Raw genomic sequence first — 21,231 nt, forward strand, 5'->3', positions numbered from 1 at the left:
CGCACCAATGCAGCGCAGCAAGCGCTCGGCAGGTCCGCCCTTGTCCACGCCCAACGGGGAAAAGGCTGTGGATAAGCTTGGGAGTATCCGCCGCAGCCCAGGGCTGGCGAGCCTTGCGGAAAACTGATCAAAAAACAAACAAAACCAGGCAGACGAAGAGTGCCCGGCACTGGCGAATGAATCTGCCCAAACAACAGGTAAACTTTCCGCCATCCCCGCCTGATGAAGAGAATCCACCATGTACGAATGGCTGAATGCCCTGCCCAAGGCTGAACTGCACCTGCACCTGGAGGGTTCGCTGGAACCCGAACTGCTGTTCGCCCTGGCCGAACGCAACAAGGTGGTGCTGCCCTGGGCCGACGTGGAAACCCTGCGCAAGGCGTACGCCTTCAACAACCTGCAGGAGTTCCTCGACCTCTACTACGCCGGCGCCGATGTGCTGCGCACCGAGCAGGATTTCTACGACCTGACCTGGGCCTACTTGCAGCGCTGCAAGGCGCAGAACGTGATTCACACCGAGCCGTTCTTCGACCCGCAGACCCACACCGATCGCGGCATTCCCTTCGAAGTGGTGCTGTCCGGCATCCGACAGGCCCTGGAAGACGGTCGCGAGCAACTGGGCATCAGCTCCGGGCTGATCCTCAGCTTCCTGCGCCACCTCTCTGAAGACGAGGCGCAGAAGACCCTCGATCAAGCCCTGCCCTTCCGCGACGCCTTCATCGCTGTCGGCCTGGACAGTTCGGAGAAGGGCCATCCGCCGAGCAAGTTCCAGCGCGTATTCGACCGCGCCCGTGCCGAAGGCTTCCTCACTGTCGCCCACGCCGGCGAGGAAGGCCCGCCGGAGTACATCTGGGAAGCCCTGGACTTGCTCAAGATCGAGCGCATCGATCACGGCGTACGTGCCGTCGAGGACGAGCGGCTGATGCAGCGCATCATCGACGAGCAGATCCCGCTCACCGTCTGCCCGCTGTCCAACATCAAGCTCTGCGTGTTCGACCACATGCGCCAGCACAACATCCTCGACATGCTGGAGCGCGGCGTGAAGGTGACGGTGAACTCCGATGATCCGGCGTACTTCGGCGGCTACGTCACGGAGAACTTCGCCGCCCTGCACGAGCACCTGGGCATGACCGAGGACCAGGCCAAACGCCTGGCGCAGAACAGCATGGATGCGCGGCTGATCAAATAAGGCAGCCGCTGAATTCGTAGGGTGCGCTGCGCGCACCGGCTTCGACACTCTGTCAAACCGCTGGTGCGCGTGGCGCACCCTACCGGATCGGTTTCGGCGTTTCCTACAACGAAGCTGCCGGACGCGGCGTCAGCAACCGCAGGATGCTGCCGAGCAGCACACCGTAAAGCGGCACGAAGAGCACCAGGCTGATGGCCAGCTTTACGCCGTAGTCCACGGTGGCGATTTCCACCCAGTTCGCCGCCATGAAGGGGTTGTCGCTGCGCCAGAAGGCCACGGAGAAGAAGGCGAAGGTGTCCAGCAGGTTGCCGGCGATGGTCGAGGCCACCGGGGCTATCCACCACTGGCGCATCTGCCGCAGACGGTCGAAGACCTGGATATCCAGCACCTGACCCAACACGTAGGCGAGGAAACTGGCCAGGGAAATTCGCGCGACGAACAGGTTGAACTCGCCGAGAGCGGCGAAGCCCTGGAAGCTCGCTTCCTGGAACAGCACCGACACCACATAGGACGCCAGCAATGCCGGGACCATGACCCGTGCGATGACCCGGCGCGCAGCCTGCTTGCCCATCAGGCGAACGGTGAGGTCGGTGGCCAGGAAGATAAAGGGAAAACTGAATGCGCCCCAGGTGGTGTGCCAGCCGAACAGGGTGATCGGTAGCTGCACCAGGTAATTGCTGGCGATGATGATCAGGATGTGGAAGGCGATCAGGCCGGTGAGTGCCGGGCGCCAGACCGTGGGAGAAGCTGCGGGCATGGTGATTTGCATCCTTTTTGCCGATGGGGTGAGGGAACCCATGTCGCGGCCCCCTGGCCGACGACGGCGCGCATTCTAACTTGACCCACGCGTCAGGAAAAGACGGATCGTCCGGTGGCCCGCATCAGAACGACCAGTAGGATGGGTGGAGTTCGACGATACCCATCAGCCGGGCTTGATGGGTATCGCTTCGCTCCACCCATCCTACTGACTTTCGGGTCCGGCTCCGTTGAGGCTGCCACTTCCCTCATCCGAACGCGGCCCGCCCCGGCCCCTCTCCCTTAAGAGGAGAGGGGTGACTCGCGACGGCGAGGTCCAAACAATCCTGAAGCAGCTTGCGACCTGAAACTGAGCAACCGAGGTGGGGCAGCGACCTCGCCCCTTCAGGAGGCCGAGCGGAATCGTTGCAAAACGGAGCGAAGCGAAGTAACAGCCGAAGGCTGGCCCGAAGGGCGAGCGCAGCGAGTCAGGGGGACGAGCGGCATGGATGCCGCGAGAGGCGTGTGGGGCCATGGATGGCCCCTCTCGCCGTGCCCCCGGCGCAACGATGGAGGAAGGGAATCCCGGCGAAGCCGGGGCCGGATGCAGGGGCAAGCGTTTTGCTTCCTTTTGGGCGACTGCAAAAGGGAGTCGCCTGGGAAGGCGAAACAGAAACCCGAAGCGCACTCGGCAATGATCTGGCCACCAAGCCCAAAGCCAATTCACGAAAAAAGGGCCGCGATGCGGCCCTTAGTCGTTAAGCGTCTTGCGTCGCCCGGTCACCATCGACCAGGGCAGGTTCTCGCGCATGCGCACGCTTTCCACCAGCGCGGCGCCGACGTGCACAAAGGCCAGCCAGAACAGGCCGTCGGCCATGAACTCATGGATGTCCCGAGGCAGGTCCTCGCCCCAGAAGTAGTCGACTTCTTCCATCAGGAAGCCGGTGACGCCCAGCCCGACCATCAGCAGCAGCATGAGGATCATCACCAGCCCGCCCAGAGGCGAGTGACCCAGGCGGTGCATGTGGCCACCGGTCAGCAGCGCCTTGGCGTGGGCCACCAGGCGCGCCGGATGCGGCCAGAAGTCCGACCAGCGTGCAGGCCCGGGGCCGACGAAGCCCCAGACCAGGCGCACCAGCACCACCGCCACGGCGTAATAGCCGAGCCAGCGGTGCCAGCCGTCACCCGCCTCGTTGAGGAAGTAGTCACCGATGAAGGCGGCCACCAGGGACCAGTGGCCGATCCGCACCACCGGGTCCCAGAGGCGAACAGTCTCGGCGCTCACGGTTTAGTCCTCGATCTCCTGTTTGACCACCTTGCCGTCGACCGGGTTGAAGTAGATCTCGACCTTGCGCTTGTCCTTGTCCCAGCCGTAGATCTCGTAGCAGTTGCCGGCGGTGACCTTGAACTTCTTGATGTCGTAGCCCTGGGCCTTGAGGTCGTCCTGGAACTTGGTCTGGTCTTGCCACTGGGCCTTGTCGGCGGACGTGCATTCGGTCTTGGCAAAGGTCAGCGGGCTGACAAGGACCAGGGAAAGGAGCAGGAGCTTACGCATGGTATCGACCTCGAATTTTGCGTTGTATGGCGAAAGGCAATGCAAGGGTTTCTCATTCACTGCCATGACGATGGAGAGTAGGTCAGGCCTTGGCGGCTGTCATATGTCGGTCCGCCGATCTCAGCGGTGTTCGACAGCGAATTGTCCCCGACCTGCGTGTTTGGCCCGATAGCAAGCTGTATCAGCCTGTTTCAGAAGCTCTGCAGGCTGCGCGTTAGCGCTGTGGATGCAGGCGATGCCGACGCTGGCACCGACGCAGAATTCCTGCCCTTCCCAGGTCAGCACCAGGCCCTGGATCTGCGCGATGAGCCGCGCCGCCAGCATTTCCGCCTGGGGCAGCGGGCAACTGCGCAGGATCAGCGCGAACTCGTCGCCGCCCAGCCGCGCAAGTTGATCACCGGCCCGCACCTGGGCCTGCATCAGCCTGGCGAGCTGGCGCAGCAGTTCATCCCCGGCGGCGTGGCCGGCACTGTCGTTGACCTGTTTGAAGCGGTCCAGGTCGATGAAGCAGAGCACGCTGTTGCCGTCGTTCTGCAGTACGTCGCGGCAGCTTTCGGCCAGGGCGTCCTCGAAGGCCGAACGGTTCAGCAGTCCGGTCAACGCATCGTGGGTGGCGGCATAGCGCAGGTGTTTCTGCATGGCCCGTGCTTCGCTGACGTCGGTAAGCACCAGCACGCTGCCCAGCAGGGTGCCGTCACCCGCGCGCATGGGCGCGGCCTGGCCACGCAGTGCGATGGTGCCGCCGGCCGGATGGCGCAGCGAGGCCAGCCCCTGGAGGCTGGCGGCACTGCCCTGCTCCAGGCAGTCGCGCACCGGGTTGGGTACCAGACGGCCATCTTCGCCTTCCAGCAGCAGCACCTGTTCGATGGGCAGGCCCTGGGCCTCGTCGCTGCGCCAGCCGCTGAGGCGCTCGGCCACCGGGTTGAGGAAGCTGACCCGACCCTCAAGGTCGGTGGTGATGACGCCGTCACCGATGGCATCGAGGGTCACCTGCAGGCGTTCACGCTCGTCGCGCAAGCGCTCGGCGAGCTGGCGCAATTCACTGACGTCCCAGTTGGTGCCGACCATGCGCAGCGGTCGTCCCTGGGCATCGCAGACCAGCCGGGCGTGGCCCTTGAGCACGCGCTGGTCACCGTCGCCGCGACGGATTCGGAATTCGATGTCCAGGCGCCGACTACCCTCCCGGGCGGCCAGCACTTCGCGCTCGGCACGGGCGGCGTCATCCGGATGCAGGTGGGCGCGCCAGTCGGCGTAAGAGAGTTCGCCACCCGCCGTACGGCCGTAGAGGCGGTACATGCCTTCATCCCAGAGCAGGCGGTCGCTGGCCAGGTCCCACTCCCAGACGCCGACACCACTGGCCTCGGTGGCCACCGAGTAGCGCCGCGCCAATACCGCTTCACGTTCTTCGGCACGTTTGCGGCGGTCGATGTCTTCAATCTGGGAGATGAAATACAGCGGCTCTCCCTCGTGGTCGCGCACCAGCGACACCGCCAGCAGGCCCCAAATCTCCCGCCCGCTCTTATGCAGGTAGCGCTTTTCCAGGCGGTAGCTGTGGCGGCGCCCAGCGATGATTTCCCGCACCAGTTCGAGATCGCCAGCGAGGTCGTCCGGGTGGGTGACATCCTGGAAGTTCAGGGCCGACAGCTCTTCTTCGTCGTACCCGAGCATCTCGCAGAGTGCATGGTTGACCCGTTGCCAGCGGCCATCCAGCCCCACCAAAGCCATGCCGATGGCGGAGTGATCCATGGCGTCGCGAAAGCGCGTTTCACTGGCCGCCAGTTCGCGGCGACGCTTGCGCAGTTGCTCCACGGCCGAGGCCAGCAGCAGGGCTGGCAGCAACGCCAGCAGCAGCGGCAGGTAGATCAGCAGGTCGCGCCAGCCCTTCTCCAGATCCGGCGTTTCGAGCAGGCCGAGGGCGATGATCATCCCCCCGCTCACCGAAGCCAGCGCCACCAGCAGTGCAGTGCTGGCGAAGGTCAGGCGGACCGCCGCAATCATCAGCGGCAGGGCCAGGTAGACGAAGGGGAACGGCAACAGCAGCAAGGCGAAGGGCGTGCCCAGCAACACCAAGCCGCCATAGAGCAACAGTTCGCGCCGACGCCGTTCACCGAGGAATTCCCACCAGCCCTGCTGGCGCATCCACACGGCCAGGGGCAGCACCGAGACGGCACCGAGCATGGCGCCCTCGACCCAGTACATCCAGCCACGCTCGAAGGAGCCCACTCCCTGCCAGGCGAGGATGCTCGCCCCCAGGCTGGCACTGGCCAGCGGAGGCAACAGGGCACCGAAGAAGATGAACTGGAGGAAGGCACCCGGGCTTTCGTTCATCCGCAATGCGGCGCCACTGACCCGCAGCAGGGCAGCCGCGAGGATGACCTCCAGCAGATTCGGCGGAACGAAGCTGGCCGCCAGGGCAAGGGCATCGCCGAAGGCCAGGTTGGCCAGCAGATCGGCCAGCATCGCGGCCGCCAGCAGGGCCGGCCAGCGGCGCAGGGGCTGGTCCCAGAGCAGCGCCACGGCGAAGGCGTTGGCATACCAGAGGGTGGCGATACTGCCGGGCTGGCGCGACAGCCAGACGGCTCCCATGGCCAGCAACAGGTAGCCGGAGAACACCAGCAGCAGGGTTGGCAGGAGGCTTCCAGGCTCGCGGATGCGCGGCATCAGTCGAGTCTCCAACGGCTTGCGCCGGGCACGGGCCCGGCAGGGATCAGGCAGGTCGGGGTCAGGTCAGCCACGGGAACCTCCATGCGGCCACGGCTTATCCAGACGATAGCGGAACCTGGGTTACGAGCAATTCGATGCTCAGACGCCGACCTGCCCGTGGCCGACACTCAACGCCAGGGCGCGCCGACGAGCAGCGTGGCACAACGCGCCTGGACGAACTCGCGGAGCAGACGCACGGGCTTGCTGAGCTGGGCGCGATGGGCACAGATCAGGTTCAGCGGCGTGGCCTGGCCGAGGTACTGCGGCAGCACCAGCTCCAGGCGCCCGGCGCGGACGTCTTCGGCCACGTCCAGCCAGGACTTGTAGATGATCCCCTGCCCCGCCAGCGCCCAGCGCCGCACCACATCGGCATCGTCGCAGACGCGGTTGCCGGTCACTGCCACCACGAATTCGCGCCGGCCCTCGCTGAAGGTCCAGCGGTCGTGGACACGTCCCCCAAGCTGATAGAGCAGGCAGTTGTGGCCGGTCAGCGCTTCGGGTTGGCGCGGACGCCCGTGAGCTTCCAGATACGCCGGCGCGGCGCAGAGCACGCGACGGTTGCCGGGCACCAGGGGCAGCGCCACCAGGCTGGAGTCTTCCGGCTCGCCGTAGCGGATGGCGATGTCCACCGCCTGGCGGAACAGGTCGGCGACACGGTCGCTGAGGTGCAGGCGGATGCCCAGGCGCGGGTGTTCGTGCTGGAACTCGTCCAGCCAGGGCAGCAGCACATTGCGGCCAAAATCCGACGGGGCGGAAAGCTGCAGCACGCCGGCGATGTCCTCACGGCCGCCGACCAATTGCCGCTGCCCCTCGGCGAGGCTCTCCAGGGCATTGCGCGCATGGGCCAGGAATTGCTCGCCTTCCGGGGTCAGGCGCAGACTGCGGGTGGAGCGCGCGAACAGGCGGGTGTCGAGCTGCTGCTCCAGGCGCTTGAGCGCGGCGCTGGCCACGGCGGGCGAGACGTCACGCTTGCGGGCGGCGGCCGAGAGGCTACCGTGGTCAGCGGTGCTGACAAACAGGGCGAGATCGTCGAGGCGCAGCATTTTCAAAGCTCCATTGAAAGACTGTCGTTTTCTAGCCGATTTTTCTTGTTTGCGGAATAACCGAACATGGGGCCCATCCAGCCCTTACGCGGAGAATCCCGATGAAAGCCGTCGCCTACTTCCAGAACCTTCCCATCGATAACCCCGAGTCCCTGCAGGACATCGTGCTGCCTGAGCCACAACCAGGCCCCCGCGATCTGCTGGTGGAAGTCCGTGCCATTTCGGTGAACCCGGTGGATACCAAGATCCGTCGCAACGCCGCACCGGAAGCCGGCCAGCCCAAGGTGCTGGGCTGGGACGTGGCGGGCGTGGTGAAGGCGGTGGGCAGCGAGGTAACCCTGTTCCAGCCCGGCGACCGGGTGTTCTACGCCGGCGATCTGACCCGTCCGGGCGGCAATGCCGAGCTCCACCGGGTCGACGAGCGCATCGTCGGCCACATGCCCAGAAGCCTGGACTTCGCCCAGGCCGCCGCCCTGCCGTTGACCTCCATCACCGCCTGGGAGCTGTTGTTCGATCGCCTGCAGATCGCCGAAGGCAAGGCCGACCAGGGCCAGAGCCTGCTGGTGGTGGGCGCTGCCGGCGGCGTGGGCTCGATCCTCGTGCAACTCGCCCGCCAGCTCACCGGCCTGACGGTGATCGGCACCGCCTCGCGCCCGGAAACCCAGGCCTGGGTCCGCGAACTGGGCGCCCACCATGTGCTGGACCACAGCAAGCCGCTGGCCGAAGAACTGCGCCGTGCCGGCCTTTCCCAGGTCACGCATGTCGCCAGCCTGACCCAGACGGATCAGCACCTGGACCAACTGGTGGAAGCCCTGGCGCCCCAGGGCCGCCTCGGCCTGATCGACGACCCCGCCTCGCTGGACGTGGCCAAGCTCAAGCGCAAGAGCCTGTCGCTGCACTGGGAGTTCATGTACACCCGGTCGATGTTCCAGACACCGGACATCCTCGAACAGCACCGCCTGCTGGAGCGGGTCAGCCAGCTGATCGACGCCGGCGTACTGAAAACCACGGTGGGCGAGCACTTCGGCGCCATCAACGCCGCCAACCTGCGTCGCGCCCACGCCCTGCTGGAAAGCGGCAAGGCCAAGGGCAAGATCGTGCTCGAAGGGTTCTGAGCCGTTCTTTGTAGGAGCGAGCTTGCTCGCGAAAATTTGTGCTCGGACTACGCGAGCAAGCTCGCTCCTACAATTGGCGCAACGATTTCGTGGATGAGAAGACACTGACCGGCGAGCAGATGCGCTGGCGAACGGTCCGGTACGTGAGTGCGAAGAGACTAGACTTTTCTCGTCTCGCCAGCGGCCGGCTGCGCCGCATCGACCTTTCTCCGCCGGGGTTCAGGATGCATCCCACCCTCGCCCGACCCGTCATTCACGCGGGCCTCTACCTGCTGTGCGCAGGCGCCTGGCTCCTGGCCTGGGGGACAGGACCGCTCGGCACCTTCGGACTCATCCTGCTCACCACCCTGCTGATCTTCTTCCTCGAACGCCGCCATCGCCTGGGACGCGAGCGATTGCGCCAAGGCCTGCGACGCACCAACCTGCAATTGGAACAGGCACAGCGCGACGCCATCCTCGGCAACTGGGAATATGACCGCGGTTTCTCCTGGAGCCCCGGCGCCCAGCGCATCCTCGGCTGCGCTGGCGAAGACAACGTCGACGGCCTGCTCAATCGCGTTCACCCGGCCGACCGCAGCGGCGTGCAGCGTGCACTGGAATCGCTGATCCTCCACGGTGTCGCACTGACAGTGAACGCGCGCCTGAACCTGCCCAGCGACCAGCAACCGATCTGGCTGGCCCTGCGCGGCGAAGCCCAACCCGACGGTCGCGCCTTCGGCACGGTACAGGACATCAGCACCCAAAAGCGCGACGAGGAAGCATTGCGCGCCAGCGAGCTGCGCTTTCGCCAGCTGTTCGAGCAGACCCCGCGCATCGCCGTGCAGGGCTATGACCGCCAGCGCCGGGTGATCTACTGGAACCGCGCCAGTGAGCAGCTCTACGGCTACACGGTGGACCAGGCCATGGGGCGGTATCTGGAGGAATTGATCATCCCGCCGGCCATGCGCGACCAGGTGATTGCCGACATCAACAACTGGCTGATCGGCGGTACGGCTATCCCCGCCAGCGAGCTGACCCTGCAACGCCGCGACGGCAGCCCGGTGACGGTGTTCTCCAGCCACCTGCTGCTGCGCAACCTGCACAACCAATTGGAGCTCTACTGCGTGGACATTGATTTCAGCGCCCTGAAGTCCGCGCGGGACGCGCTTCGACAGAGCGAGAATCGTTACCAGGCGTTGCTGGAAAGCATCGGCCGGCGCACTCCCGAAGGCCAATCAAGCAGCGGGGAACAACGCTAGGGCGGGCGGCGCCGACCACCAGTCGGCTGTTTGACGCAGGTCATTTTCTGTCATCTCGGCGGGTCTACACTCATTTTCCCCGCCACTCGAAAGGGAGATGACTGAGGTGAAAATTCTCGTTCGTCCGTCCACCACCCAACAGGGTTCCAGCTGGCAAGTCTGCCTTGACCAGCATGCGGTGAGTTTCCGTAGCGAGGCCGAAGCACGTCGGTTCGTCACGGTTCTCGAGGAGCGCCTGAAAGCGCCCCACGTACTGCCGGACTGGTCACGACGATTGGCGGGTTAGCCCAATGGCGCCTGACCGTTGCGGTCGAGGCGCCAGGTCACTAGCGAGCAGACGACTGCCGCGCAGCCGCACAGGCTGATGACCAGGGCCAGGGGCATGGCGCTGCCGTCGTGCAGCCCCCCCACCAGGGCGGCGGCTCCCGCCGCCACTCCAAATTGCAGACTGCCCATCAACGCAGAGGCACTACCGGCGTTCTGGCCCTGACCGGCCATGGCGCAGGCCGATGCGTTGGGCAGGATGCACCCCAGGCTGGCGATGCAGCCGAACAGGGGCAGCAGCAGCGGCCACAGCGATTCGGTATGCAGGCTGGACACCACCAGCAGCGCCAACGCACACACCAGGTAGATCCAGATCACCCGACGCATCCAGAAGGCCGGCCCGCGATGGCGCAGCAGGAAGGCGTTCACCTGCGCGACGAGGATGAAGCCCGCCGCATTGGAGCCGAACAACCAGCCGTAGTGTTCCGGCGGCACGCCATAGAGCTGGATGAAGACGAAGGGCGAGCCGGCGATGTAGGCGAACATTCCGGCGATGGCGAAGCCGCCCGTCATGCCATAGGCGAGGAACTGCCAGTCGCCGAACAACCGCCGGTACTGCCCGAGGGCGCCACTCAAAGGGGCACGCGGCATGAGGCGGGACAGGGTTTCCGGCAGCCAGGCGGCAATGCCCAGCAACACCAGGGTGCTGAACAGGGTCAGCACCCAGAAGATTGATTGCCAGCCGAACAGCTCCAGCAGCAGGCCGCCCCCCAGCGGCGCCAGAATCGGTGCCAGCCCCATCACCAGCATCAGTTGCGAGAACGCCTTGGCCGAAGCAATGGGGTCGCAGAGGTCGCGAACCACCGCCCGCGACACCACCATTCCGGCGCAGCCACCCAGGGCCTGGACGAAGCGCGCGCCAATCAGCCATTCGAGGCTGGGCGCCAGGGCGCAGGCAACCGATGCCAGGGTGAAGATGGTCACGCCCACCAGCAGCGGCGGACGGCGGCCGAAACGGTCCGCCAGCGGGCCATAGATCAGTTGACCGAACGCCAGGCCGATGAAGTAGGAAGCGAGGGTCAGCTGCACATGCTCCACATCGGTGGCGAATGCCTTGGCCAAGGCGGGGAAGCTGGGCAGGTAGAAGTCGATGGCCATGGGGCCGAAAGCGCTGAGGGCGCCAAGGAGCAGGAGAATGCGGAAAGTCATGGTGATATCGGGCGCCATCCATTGCGGATAAGCGCCAGATAGTAACAGGGGTGAATAGGACTGCGGCGGAGCGGCTTTTCTGTGGGGGCGAATTCATTCGCTAACCGGACCGGCAGGTCCGGCGCTGCAGTCCGAAAGTGGGCGCTGCGCGCCCATCAGCGAATGAATTCGCCCCCACAAGTCTCTGTAGCCGCCTAGCCCTCGTGGACCTCCTCAGCCTTGGGAGTCTTGGGCGCCTTCCGGCTCTCCAGCCAGTCCGAAGCCTTCTCCACCAGCATGAAGAACATGGGGATGAGGAAGGTCGCCAGCATGGTGGCGGCGAGCATTCCGCCGATCACCCCGGTGCCGATGGAATGGCGGCTCGCGGAACCCGCACCGGAGCTGATGGCCAACGGCACGCAACCGAGGATGAAGGCCAGGGAGGTCATCACGATCGGACGGAAACGCAGCTTGGCCGCTTCCAGCGCCGCCTGCACCGGCCCCATGCCCTGTTCGCGGCAGAGCACGGCGAACTCGACGATGAGGATGGCGTTCTTCGCGCCGAGGCCGATCAGGGTCACCAGGCCGACCTGGAAGTACACGTCGTTCTGAATGCCCCGCAGCCACACCGCGAGGATGGCGCCGAACACCGCGAAGGGCACCGCAGTGACCACCGCCAACGGCAGGGTCCAGCGCTCGTACTGGGCGGCGAGGATGAGGAACACCATGATCAGGCCGAAGACGAACGCGGTACTGCCGGAGCCGTGGGACGCGAGTTCCTGGTAGGCAGAACCGATCCAGCCGAGGCTGTAGTCCTCACCCAGTACTTCGTTCGCCACCTCTTGCATTGCCTCCAGCGCCTGGCCCGAGCTGTAGCCCGGCGCCGGTCCGCCCAGCACCTTGGCCGCCGGGTAGACGTTGAAGCGCGCGTAGGAGTCCGGGCCGAGGATGCGCTCCACCCGCACCAGGGATGACAGCGGCACCAGATCGTCGGAGGTCGAACGCACATAGACCTGGCTGAGGTCATCCGGCTTGCGGCGGAACTCCGGCTCCGACTGCAGGCTCACCTGCCAGGTACGCCCATAGAGGGTGAAGTCGTTGACGTAGTAGCTGCCGAAGGTGGATTGCATGGCGGTGAATACATCGTTGATCGCCACGCCCAGGGCACGCGCCTTGGTACGGTCGAGGTCGATGTAGTACTGCGGCACGTTGGCGTTGAAGGTGGTGTTCACGCCCGCCAGTTCAGGACGCTTGGAGGCCGCGGCGACGAACTTCTGCACCACGGCTTCGAGCTGCTGCACGGTGCCGCCGCTGCGGTCCTGGATATAGGACTCGAAGCCGCCGGTGGTACTCATGCCGGTGATCGGCGGCGGGTTGAACGACATCACGATGCCATCCTTCTGCCCGGCGCCCATCTGCATGAAGGTGTGCGTCAGGTTGCGTGCATCGAGTTCCGGCGTGGTGCGCTCGCTCCAGTCCTTCAGCGGCACGAAGGACACCCCGGCGTTGCTGCGGGTGCCGAAGGTGAGGATGTCGAAGCCGGCGAAGGTCACTACGTCCTGCACCGCCGGGTGCTTCATCAGTTCCTCGGTGACCGTGCTGGTGAGTTCTTCGGTACGGGTCAGCGAGGCTGCCGGGGGCAGGAAGTAGGCGTTGAGCACATAGCCCTGGTCCTCGTCCGGCACCAGCGCACCAGGCACCCGCCCGAAGAGGAGGACCAGCAGCGCGATCATTCCGCCGAACAGCACAAGGCCGAGCAGCGAACGCTTGAGGAAGAACTGCACCCCGGCGCCATAGCCATTGGTCATGCGCTCGAAGAAGCTGTTGAACCAGCGGAACGGTGCGGCTGGCACACCATGGGTGGGCTTGAGCATCAGGGCACAGAGCGCTGGCGACAGAGTCAGCGCGACGATGCCGGAGATCACCACGGATACCGCGATGGTGATCGCGAACTGCTGGTACATCTGCCCCGCCAGGCCGCCAAGGAAGCCCACCGGGATGAACACCGCACAGAGCACCAGCACGATGGCGATGATCGGCCCGGTCACCTCTTCCATGGCCTCGATGGCCGCTTCGCGCGGGCCGATCTTCTTGGCCGACATCACCCGTTCGACGTTCTCGATCACCACGATGGCGTCGTCGACCACGATGCCGATGGCCAGCACCATGCCGAACAACGTCAAGAGGTTGATGGAGAAACCGAGCATGTACATGCCGGCGAAGGTGCCCACCAGGGAAACCGGAATCGCCAGTACCGGAATCAGGGTGGCGCGCCAGTTCTGCAGGAAGATGAAGACCACCAGCACCACCAGCAGCAGGGCTTCGAAGAAGGTCTTGATCACTTCTTCGATAGAGACCTGTACGAATTTGGTGGTGTCGTAGGGGATCTTGTAGGCGATGCCTTCGGGGAAGCGCTTGGCCAGTCGCTCCATGGTCGACTTCACCGCGTCGGCGGTGTCCAGCGCGTTGGCGCCCGGCTGCAGGTAGATACCGAACGCGGCGTTCTGCTGGCCGTTGAGGGAGGTCATCAGGGAATAGTCCTGGGCCCCCAGTTCCACTCGCGCTACGTCCTTCAGCAACAGGCTGGCGCCGGTGGCGTCGGAACGCAGGATGACGCTCTCGAACTCCTTGGGATCGGTGAAACGACCCTGGGTGGTCACCGTGTAGGTGAAGTCCTGGGGCTGGTTCAGCGGCTGCTGGCCGAAGCTGCCGGCGGCGAACTGGGAGTTCTGCTCGCGAATGGCGTTGACCACGTCGGTCGGGGTGAGGTCGTACTGCGCCAGCTTGTCCGGGCGCAGCCAGATGCGCATGGAGTAGTCCTTGGAGCCGAACTGGCTGGCATCACCCACGCCGGGAATCCGCTTCAGCTCGTCGATCACGTTGATCAGCGCGTAGTTGCTGATGAAGATCGGATCGCGGGAGTTGTCCGGCGAATACAGCGTGACCACCTGGAGGATGTCGGAGGATTTCTTCTCCACCTTCACACCCTGCCGGCGCACCTCTTCAGGCAGCTTGGCGAGCGCGGCCTGGACCTTGTTGTTGACGTCGATGGTGGCCTGGTCAGGATCACGGCCCACCTCGAAGTACACGGTCAGGCTCATGGCGCCGCTGCTGTCGGAGTTGGACAGCTGGTAGATCATGCCCTCCACGCCGTTGATTTCCTGCTCGAGCGGCGCGGCCACGGTTTCCGCAATCACCTGCGAGCTGGCGCCCGGGTAGACGGCGGTGACCGATACCTGGGGCGGAAGGATTTCAGGGTACTGGGCGATCGGCAGTGCACGCATGGCGGCGAGGCCAGCGAGCACGATGACGATGGATATCACCGCAGCGAAGACGGGTCTGTCGATAAAGAAGCGCGAGATCACGGCGTGCGCTCCTCAAGATTGCTTGGAAGCTTGTTCGGCGGCGGCCTTGCTGGCCTCCACCGCCTTCACCGGCGAGTCGGGGCGTACCTTGGGCAGGCCTTCGACTATCACGCGGTCGCCGGCGGAAACGCCGGACTCGATCACCCAGCGGCCATCACGGGTATCCCCGGTCTTCACCTGGCGCACCCGCGCCATGCTGTCCTTGTCGACCACATAGACGAAGGTGCCGCGCGGCCCCTGGGCCAGGGCGCGCTCGGGCAGGGTGATGGCCTGCGGGCGGGTGAAGCCCTTCACCAGGACACGCACGAACATGCCGGGCAGCAACTTCTGCTCGGGGTTGGGCACCACCGCGCGGGCGCTGACGGTGCCGGTGCCGGTATTGACGAAGCTGTCGGTGAAGTCCACGCGACCGGATAGTGGGTAGGTGGAACCGTCGCCGAACTTGAGGTCGGCGCTCAGCAGGCCATCGTGGGGCAGTTCGATCTTGCCGTTCTTCACGCCGTCACGCAGGCGCTCGGCCTCGGTATCCGGGTAGGCGAAGTTGACGTAGATGGGGTCGAGCTGGGTGAGCTGGGTGAGCAAGCTGCCATTCGGGTCGCCCGCCACGATGAGGCTGCCCTCGGAACGGGTCTCCTTGCTGGTCATGCCGGAGATGGGCGCTTCCACTGTGGTGTAGTCGAGGTCGATCTGACGGGCTTTCACCTCGGCCTGGGCGGCTTCGACGTTGGCCTTGCTCTGTTCGAAGTTGGAAATCGCGTTGTCCAGCTCGCTCTCGCTGGCGTAGCCCTTCTTCTGCAGTTCACGGGTACGTTTCAGATCACGTTCGGTCTGGCGGTAGCGCGCCTGTTCCTGTGCCAGGGCGCCCTTGGCCCGCGCCAAGGCTGCTTCGTAGGTACGCGGATCGATGCGGAACAGGATCTCGCCCTGCTTCACCCGGCTGCCTTCGGTGTAGGTGCGTTGCTGGAGGATGCCGCTCACCTGGGCCCGCACTTCCACCTCGCGATAGCCCGCAGTGCGCCCGGCGTACTCCAGGACCAACGGCAGCGGCGCGGCCTTGGCGGTCTCCACGACCACTTCCGGGGCAGGCGGTGCACCTCCCGGAGCATCGGCGGCACCAGCTAATCCAGCAAAACTGGCGCTTGCGGCGATTAGTGCAAGGCTAAAGGGAAGGCTGCGAACAAACGGCATAAGGTGTCTCCATACGGTGCCGAACTGGCAAAAAGAACAGGAGCGGAACTCTACATCCATATATGTATGTAAATGATTGTTTACCACGCAAAATCGGTAAACTCCGACCCCCAAACAAGAAGCCTAGACAGTATTGGCCCAACTGCTATGCGCAGAACGAAAGAAGAAGCAGAGAAAACCCGCGGTGCGATCCTGGTCGCAGCCGAACACTTGTTCCTGGAAAACGGTGTGGCGCACACGTCGCTTGAGCAGATAGCCCGTGCCGCCGGCGTGACGCGGGGTGCCGTTTACTGGCATTTCCAGAACAAGGCGCACCTGTTCCACGAAATGCTGTCCCAGGTGCGCCTGCCCCAGGAGCAGATGATCGACCGCCTCGGCGGCTGCAACGGGCAGGACCCGATGCTGTCGCTACGCGACCTGTGCCTGGAGGCCATCATCAATCTGGCGCGGGACGAGCAGCGCCAGCGGATCTTCAACATCCTGCTGCACCGCTGCGAATTCACCGAGGAATTGCGTGAGGCCGAAGAGCGCCATTACGCCTTCGTCGACCAGTTCATCCAGCTGTGTGATGCCCTGTTCGCACGGGCGCCCTGCCGCGAACGCCTGCGCCCGGGCATCACGTCGTTACAGGCTTCCCGTGCGGTGCACGGCCTGGTGATCGGTCTGTTCAGTGACTGGACCCGCGACCCGACGCTGTTCGACCCGCTGACGGATGCCGAACCCATGGTGGACGCACTGTTCCGCGGGTTGGTGAAGGATTGGGACTGATTCGAAATTTGCGTGTAGGGGCGAATTCATTCGCCAAGGGCGGCGCTGCCGCCCCACGAGACCCAAGTGGCGAACCTGCGGTCCGCTTTGCGATTGAAATCACCCCCACAAGGAGCAGGCTTCAGGCCGCCTCGGCCTGATAACCCTCTTCGCGGATCGCCTCCAGCACCTGCTCTTCCGCCAACCGACTGGCGACCCGGACTTCACCCGCCGCCAGGTCCACCTGCACTTCGGCAGCCTGGTCACGGGCCTGCACGGCCTGGGTAATGGCGCGGACGCAATGGCCGCAGGACATGCCTTGAACCTTGAATACCTGCATGGTCGTTCTCCTTTCGAGTGGAAACTGGAGCCAGTCTCATCCTTCCCACCATGGCAAGGTCAATAGGCCTTTTTGCAGCCTCCATCCGCACCGACGGGTTCATTCCGTGGAACTAGAATGGTGCTGTCCACCTCGCAGGAGATTCCCGCCATGTACGGCTTCCGCCCTGCCCTTCTGGCCCTGCTGGCCGCGCCCTTGCTGGCCCAGGCCCAGCCGCCGATCGACTACGGCGTGCTGATCATCTCCCGCGAGCGCATCGAGCTCGCCACCGCCTGCGACGTCGGTCTCTATCTGGAAGATCAGTTGGCCGCGCGGCTGGTACAGGGGCAGATCGTGTCCTTCAACCTGCCGCCGGGGCCCGTGTCGATCCGTCTCAGCCTGCTCGGACCGGGTCGCTGCAAGCCAGGCATCGAGCAATTGCGCCAGCAGACCATCACCCTGGGGGCCGGAGAGGTGCGCAAGTACCGTCTCGCGCAGAGCACCGAAGGCCTGTACCTGGTGCCGACCACAGCGGTGCAATGACCGCTTGACCTTACCCTTGTGTCAAGGTTGATCCTAGTTCGCAGATTAGGAGGATCAACCCATGACCCAGTCGATTTCCATCGATCTGCCCATCAGCGGAATGACCTGTGCCAGCTGCACTGGACGGGTCGAGCGTGCCCTGGCCAAGGTGCCGGGCGTGCAGACCGCCAGCGTCAACCTGGCCACTGAACAGGCCCGCGTCGAAGCCCCCGGCGATAGCCTGCCGGCCCTGGTGGCGGCCGTCGAGGCGGCCGGTTATCAGGTTCCCGCCCAGCGCCTGGAACTCGCCATCGGCGGCATGACCTGCGCCAGTTGCGCCGGTCGCGTGGAGCGCGCGCTGCGCAAGGTGCCGGGTGTAGCGCAGGTAAGCGTGAACCTGGCCAGCGAACGCGCCCATCTGGAGCTGTTCGGCCAGCCCGACAGCTCCGCCCTGATCCAGGCCGTGGAAGGCGCCGGCTACAGCGCCAGCCTGGTGGATGAAACCCGGCCCCCGGTCGATGACGCCGAGGCCCGCCTGAGCCGTGAGCGCTGGGCGGTACTGCTCGCCCTCGCCCTCGCCCTGCCGCTGGTGGTGCCCATGCTGCTGGAATGGTTCGGCGGGCACTGGATGCTGCCGGCCTGGGTACAGTTCGTCCTGGCGACGCCGGTGCAATTCATCCTCGGTGCACGCTTCTATCGCGCCGCCTGGAAGGCCGTGAAGGCCGGTGCCGGCAACATGGACCTGTTGGTGGCCATCGGCACCAGCGCCGGTTATGGCCTGAGCCTCTACCAGTGGTGGGCCGCACAACCCGGCCAGATGCCGCACCTGTATTTCGAAGCCTCGGCGGTGGTGATCGCCCTGGTGTTGCTGGGCAAGTACCTGGAAAGCCGCGCCAAGCGCCAGACCAGCGCCGCGATTCGCGCCCTGGAGGCCCTGCGGCCGGAACGTGCCACCCGCCTGCGCGAGGGTCGCGAGGAAGAAGTGGGCATCGCCGCCCTGCAACTGGGCGACCTGCTGGTGGTGAAGCCTGGCGAACGTTTCCCGGCCGACGGCGAAGTCAGCGAGGGCCAAAGCCACGCCGATGAAGCCCTGATCAGCGGTGAAAGCCTGCCGGTACCGAAGCAGCCCGGCGACCGCGTCACCGCTGGTGCCATCAATGGCGAAGGCCGGCTTCTGGTGCGCACCACGGCCCTCGGCGGCGAAACCGTGCTGGCGCGGATCATCCGCCTGGTGGAAGACGCCCAGGCAGCCAAGGCGCCGATCCAGAAGCTGGTGGACAAGGTCAGCCAGGTGTTCGTCCCGGCGGTCCTGCTCATCGCCTTCGCCACCCTGGTGGGCTGGCTGCTGGCCGGGGCCGGCGTCGAAACGGCGTTGATCAACGCTGTGGCCGTGCTGGTGATTGCCTGCCCCTGCGCCCTGGGCCTGGCTACCCCCACCGCGATCATGGCCGGTACCGGCGTCGCTGCACGTCACGGCATCCTGATCAAGGACGCCGAAGCCCTGGAAGTCGCTCACGCGGTGCAAGCGGTGGCCTTCGACAAGACCGGCACCCTGACCTCCGGCAGCCCGCGCATTGCCCACCTGGCGGCGTTGAACGGCGACGAAGGCGAATTGCTGCAACTGGCCGGGGCCCTGCAGCGCGGCAGCGAGCACCCGCTGGCCAAGGCGGTGCTGGATGCCTGCGCCGAACGCAACCTCGAAGCCCCCACGGTGGACGCGAGCCAGGCCCTGGCCGGACGCGGCATCCAGGGCCGGGTGAACGGCCGGCTGCTGGCCCTCGGCAACCGTCGCCTGCTGGACGAGCAGAAACTCCCGGCCGGCGACCTGGCCAATCACGCCAAGGCCTGGGAAGCCGAAGGGCGCACCCTGTCCTGGCTGCTGGAACTGGAACCGGAGCGCCGCGTGCTGGGCCTGTTCGCCTTCGGCGACACCCTGAAGGACGGTGCGGCTGACGCCGTGACGGCCCTGCGTGACCGCGCCATCCACAGCCACCTGATCACCGGCGACAACCGTGGCAGCGCGCGGGTGGTGGCCGAAGCGCTGGGCATCGAGTCGGTGCATGCCGAAGTGCTGCCAGCAGACAAGGCCGCCACCGTAGCCGAGCTCAAAGCCAAGGGCGCCGTGGTCGCCATGGTCGGCGACGGTATCAACGACGCCCCGGCCCTGGCCGCGGCCGACGTCGGCATCGCCATGGGCGGCGGCACGGATGTGGCGATGCATGCGGCCGGTATTACCCTGATGCGCGGCGATCCGCGCCTGGTGCCAGCGGCCCTGGATATCTCCCGGCGCACCTATGCGAAGATCCGCCAGAACCTGTTCTGGGCCTTCATCTACAACCTGGTCGGCATTCCCCTGGCCGCTGCCGGCCTGCTCAGCCCCGTGGTGGCGGGCGCGGCCATGGCGCTGTCCAGTGTCAGCGTGGTGAGCAACGCCCTGCTGCTGAAAACCTGGAAGCCGGAAGAATGATGCTTCCGCAAATTGGCACCGTGTTTTGTAGGGTGGGCTTCAGCCCACGAACGGACTCTCCGGTGGGCTGAAGCCCACCCTACGAGCTGGTGCGCTCCTGTAGGAGCCAGCTTGCTGGCGAAGGTTCGCGAGCAAGCTCGCTCCTACGGTCGAGCGCGTGCACAAGAGAGGAAATCGGTATGAACATCGGCCAAGCCGCGAAAAAAAGCGGGCTGACCTCCAAGATGATCCGCTACTACGAAGGCATCGGGCTGCTGCCGGAAGCGGGACGCAGCGACAGCGGCTACCGCCAGTACAGCAACCAGGACCTGCACACACTGGCCTTCATCAAGCGCTCGCGGGACCTGGGGTTCTCACTGGAGGAGGTGGGCCGGCTGCTGGAGCTCTGGCAGGACCGCCAACGCGCCAGCGCCGACGTGAAGTCCCTGGCCCGCGACCATATCGAGGCGCTGAACCGCAAGATCGCCGAACTGGCCGGCCTGCGTGACACCCTGCAGGAACTGGTGGATCACTGCCAGGGCGACCACCGCCCGGACTGCCCGATCCTCAAGGACTTGGAGTCAGGCGGCTGCTGCCACTGAAGACACGATCGATCACCGACTTGGGCAGCACCGTGATCGCGAGGCCGGTGAACACCAGTACGCAGGCGAGCCAGCCGCTCGTGCTGAGTTCTTCGCCCAGCAACAGCCAGCCGGCCAGCAGGCCGGATACCGGCACCGCGAGGGCGAAGGGTGTCACCAGGCTGGCCGGGTAGCGATGCAGCAGGAAACTCCACAGGCCGTAGCCGACGGTGGTGGCGAGGAAGGCGACGTTGAGCAGCGCGCCAATCCCGCCCCAGCTGGGATGGGTCAGGGCCGCCACTATGGCCTCCGGCCCCTCCAGCAGATAGGAAAGCGCCAGCAGCGGTAACGGCGGGATCAGGCTGACCCAGCAGATCAGCCGCAACATGTCCGTCGCACCGCTGCGCTTGGTGGCGATGTTGGAGAAAGCCCAGGCCAACGCTGCGGCGATCACCATCATGAACGCCACCAGGCTATTCCCCATCGGCCGGTCGATCCCGATCAGCACCAGTCCAGAGGCCGCCAGCACCAGACCCATCAGGCTCCGGCGGCTGGGGCGCTCGCCGAGGAACAGGGCGGCAAGCAGAATGGTGAAGAACACCTGGCTCTGCAGCACCAGCGACGACAGCCCCGCCGGCATCCCCATGTGCATGCCCACGAACAGGATGCCGAACTTGATCACCCCGAGCAGCACTCCAATCTGCACGATGCGCCAGAACGGCGCCGGCATCGGCCCACGCAGGAACAGCAGCGGCAGCGCCGCGAGGGCGAAGCGCAGGGCGCAGAACAGCAGCGGCGGGAAGTCCTCCAGGCCGACCTTGATGAACACGAAATTGACGCCCCAGATCAGGGTGACCAGTAGGGCCAGGAGAATGTGCGGGAGAGGCATGGCAAGGGCTCCGGGAATTGGGGCACACGCTAGCAGCAGGGCGCTGAAATGTATGGATACAGATTCCGGGGAAAACTGTGGTGGGCTGTATGGGGACTTGTGGGGGCGAATTCATTCGCGAATGGCGTCGGAACGACGCCCAAA

At 65.3% G+C, this 21,231-nt stretch carries 18 protein-coding genes; 8 read left to right on the top strand and 10 right to left on the bottom strand.

Translation table 11 applies throughout. The annotated features are described in order from the left end of the window. The first annotated feature begins 238 nt into the window (after nucleotides 1–238). Nucleotides 239–1,189 carry an adenosine deaminase gene (locus E8F06_RS03745; protein WP_280364348.1) on the top strand — a complete coding sequence of 317 codons (951 nt, stop codon included), beginning with the start codon at nucleotides 239–241 and terminating at the stop codon, nucleotides 1,187–1,189. Nucleotides 1,190–1,292: 103 nt separating this feature from the next. Here E8F06_RS03745 and E8F06_RS03750 read toward each other — a convergent pair whose 3' ends face one another. The 5 genes from E8F06_RS03750 to E8F06_RS03770 all read right to left on the bottom strand — a co-directional run bounded on the left by E8F06_RS03750 (nucleotide 1,293) and on the right by E8F06_RS03770 (nucleotide 7,225). Then, a complete protein-coding gene (locus E8F06_RS03750) occupies nucleotides 1,293–1,946 on the bottom strand; it encodes a 7-cyano-7-deazaguanine/7-aminomethyl-7-deazaguanine transporter (protein WP_280364351.1) in 654 nt (217 codons plus the stop codon). 729 nt (nucleotides 1,947–2,675) lie between these two features. Next, a complete protein-coding gene (locus E8F06_RS03755) occupies nucleotides 2,676–3,209 on the bottom strand; it encodes a cytochrome b/b6 domain-containing protein (protein ID WP_280364353.1) in 534 nt (177 codons plus the stop codon). Nucleotides 3,210–3,212: 3 nt separating this feature from the next. Continuing rightward, the gene (locus tag E8F06_RS03760; RefSeq protein WP_280364356.1) at nucleotides 3,213–3,479 is read right to left on the bottom strand and encodes a PepSY domain-containing protein; all 267 of its coding nucleotides are present in this window, start codon (nucleotides 3,477–3,479) and stop codon (nucleotides 3,213–3,215) included. A gap of 120 nt (nucleotides 3,480–3,599) precedes the next feature. Further along, entirely contained in the window at nucleotides 3,600–6,140 is a 2,541-nt protein-coding gene (locus E8F06_RS03765) for a PAS domain S-box protein (RefSeq protein ID WP_280364358.1), read from the bottom strand. Nucleotides 6,141–6,310: 170 nt separating this feature from the next. Further along, complete coding sequence (locus E8F06_RS03770) at nucleotides 6,311–7,225, bottom strand: LysR family transcriptional regulator (RefSeq protein WP_280364360.1); 915 nt, start codon at nucleotides 7,223–7,225, stop codon at nucleotides 6,311–6,313. A gap of 101 nt (nucleotides 7,226–7,326) precedes the next feature. On the opposite strand from E8F06_RS03770, the gene E8F06_RS03775 reads away from it, so the two are divergent. From E8F06_RS03775 to E8F06_RS03785, 3 genes are all read left to right on the top strand, one after another. After that, nucleotides 7,327–8,340: a zinc-binding alcohol dehydrogenase family protein gene (locus E8F06_RS03775; protein WP_280364362.1), complete on the top strand. Its 1,014-nt coding sequence runs from the start codon at nucleotides 7,327–7,329 to the stop codon at nucleotides 8,338–8,340. A gap of 224 nt (nucleotides 8,341–8,564) precedes the next feature. After that, entirely contained in the window at nucleotides 8,565–9,578 is a 1,014-nt protein-coding gene (locus tag E8F06_RS03780; protein ID WP_280364364.1) for a PAS domain S-box protein, read from the top strand. Between the two features lie 106 nt (nucleotides 9,579–9,684). Then, the gene (locus tag E8F06_RS03785; RefSeq protein ID WP_280364366.1) at nucleotides 9,685–9,864 is read left to right on the top strand and encodes a hypothetical protein; all 180 of its coding nucleotides are present in this window, start codon (nucleotides 9,685–9,687) and stop codon (nucleotides 9,862–9,864) included. Here the strand turns inward: E8F06_RS03785 and E8F06_RS03790 are convergent. The 3 genes from E8F06_RS03790 to E8F06_RS03800 form a co-directional block, all read right to left on the bottom strand. Beyond that, a complete protein-coding gene (locus tag E8F06_RS03790) occupies nucleotides 9,861–11,051 on the bottom strand; it encodes a Bcr/CflA family multidrug efflux MFS transporter (RefSeq protein WP_280364369.1) in 1,191 nt (396 codons plus the stop codon). The two genes, E8F06_RS03785 and E8F06_RS03790, sit on opposite strands and share 4 nt — an antisense overlap. A 194-nt stretch (nucleotides 11,052–11,245) precedes the next feature. After that, on the bottom strand, nucleotides 11,246–14,395 hold the full coding sequence (locus E8F06_RS03795; RefSeq protein ID WP_280364370.1) for an efflux RND transporter permease subunit: 3,150 nt from the start codon (nucleotides 14,393–14,395) through the stop codon (nucleotides 11,246–11,248). Between the two features lie 12 nt (nucleotides 14,396–14,407). Next, nucleotides 14,408–15,583 carry an efflux RND transporter periplasmic adaptor subunit gene (locus E8F06_RS03800; RefSeq protein ID WP_280364372.1) on the bottom strand — a complete coding sequence of 392 codons (1,176 nt, stop codon included), beginning with the start codon at nucleotides 15,581–15,583 and terminating at the stop codon, nucleotides 14,408–14,410. A 147-nt stretch (nucleotides 15,584–15,730) separates the two neighbouring features. Between E8F06_RS03800 and E8F06_RS03805 the strand changes: the two genes are divergently transcribed. Further along, the gene (locus E8F06_RS03805; RefSeq protein WP_280364374.1) at nucleotides 15,731–16,351 is read left to right on the top strand and encodes a TetR family transcriptional regulator; all 621 of its coding nucleotides are present in this window, start codon (nucleotides 15,731–15,733) and stop codon (nucleotides 16,349–16,351) included. Between the two features lie 121 nt (nucleotides 16,352–16,472). Here the strand turns inward: E8F06_RS03805 and E8F06_RS03810 are convergent, their stop codons facing one another. Next, nucleotides 16,473–16,670 (bottom strand): cation transporter, encoded by a 198-nt coding sequence (locus tag E8F06_RS03810; RefSeq protein WP_069085773.1) that lies wholly within the window; start codon nucleotides 16,668–16,670, stop codon nucleotides 16,473–16,475. A 117-nt stretch (nucleotides 16,671–16,787) separates the two neighbouring features. On the opposite strand from E8F06_RS03810, the gene E8F06_RS03815 reads away from it, so the two are divergent. The 3 genes from E8F06_RS03815 (at nucleotide 16,788) to cueR (ending at nucleotide 20,219) form a co-directional block, all read left to right on the top strand. Beyond that, complete coding sequence (locus E8F06_RS03815; RefSeq protein WP_280364376.1) at nucleotides 16,788–17,192, top strand: hypothetical protein; 405 nt, start codon at nucleotides 16,788–16,790, stop codon at nucleotides 17,190–17,192. A 61-nt stretch (nucleotides 17,193–17,253) separates the two neighbouring features. Further along, on the top strand, nucleotides 17,254–19,638 hold the full coding sequence (locus E8F06_RS03820; RefSeq protein ID WP_280364378.1) for a heavy metal translocating P-type ATPase: 2,385 nt from the start codon (nucleotides 17,254–17,256) through the stop codon (nucleotides 19,636–19,638). Between the two features lie 179 nt (nucleotides 19,639–19,817). Continuing rightward, nucleotides 19,818–20,219, top strand: a complete 402-nt coding sequence (gene cueR / locus E8F06_RS03825; protein WP_280364381.1) for a Cu(I)-responsive transcriptional regulator — start codon at nucleotides 19,818–19,820, stop codon at nucleotides 20,217–20,219. Here cueR and E8F06_RS03830 read toward each other — a convergent pair. Continuing rightward, nucleotides 20,185–21,087 carry an EamA family transporter gene (locus E8F06_RS03830; protein WP_280364384.1) on the bottom strand — a complete coding sequence of 301 codons (903 nt, stop codon included), beginning with the start codon at nucleotides 21,085–21,087 and terminating at the stop codon, nucleotides 20,185–20,187. The two genes, cueR and E8F06_RS03830, sit on opposite strands and share 35 nt — an antisense overlap. Between the last annotated feature and the right edge of the window lie 144 nt (nucleotides 21,088–21,231).

It is taken from the genome of Pseudomonas sp. BN411, assembly GCF_029871235.1.
In the GTDB taxonomy this organism is placed as follows: domain Bacteria; phylum Pseudomonadota; class Gammaproteobacteria; order Pseudomonadales; family Pseudomonadaceae; genus Metapseudomonas.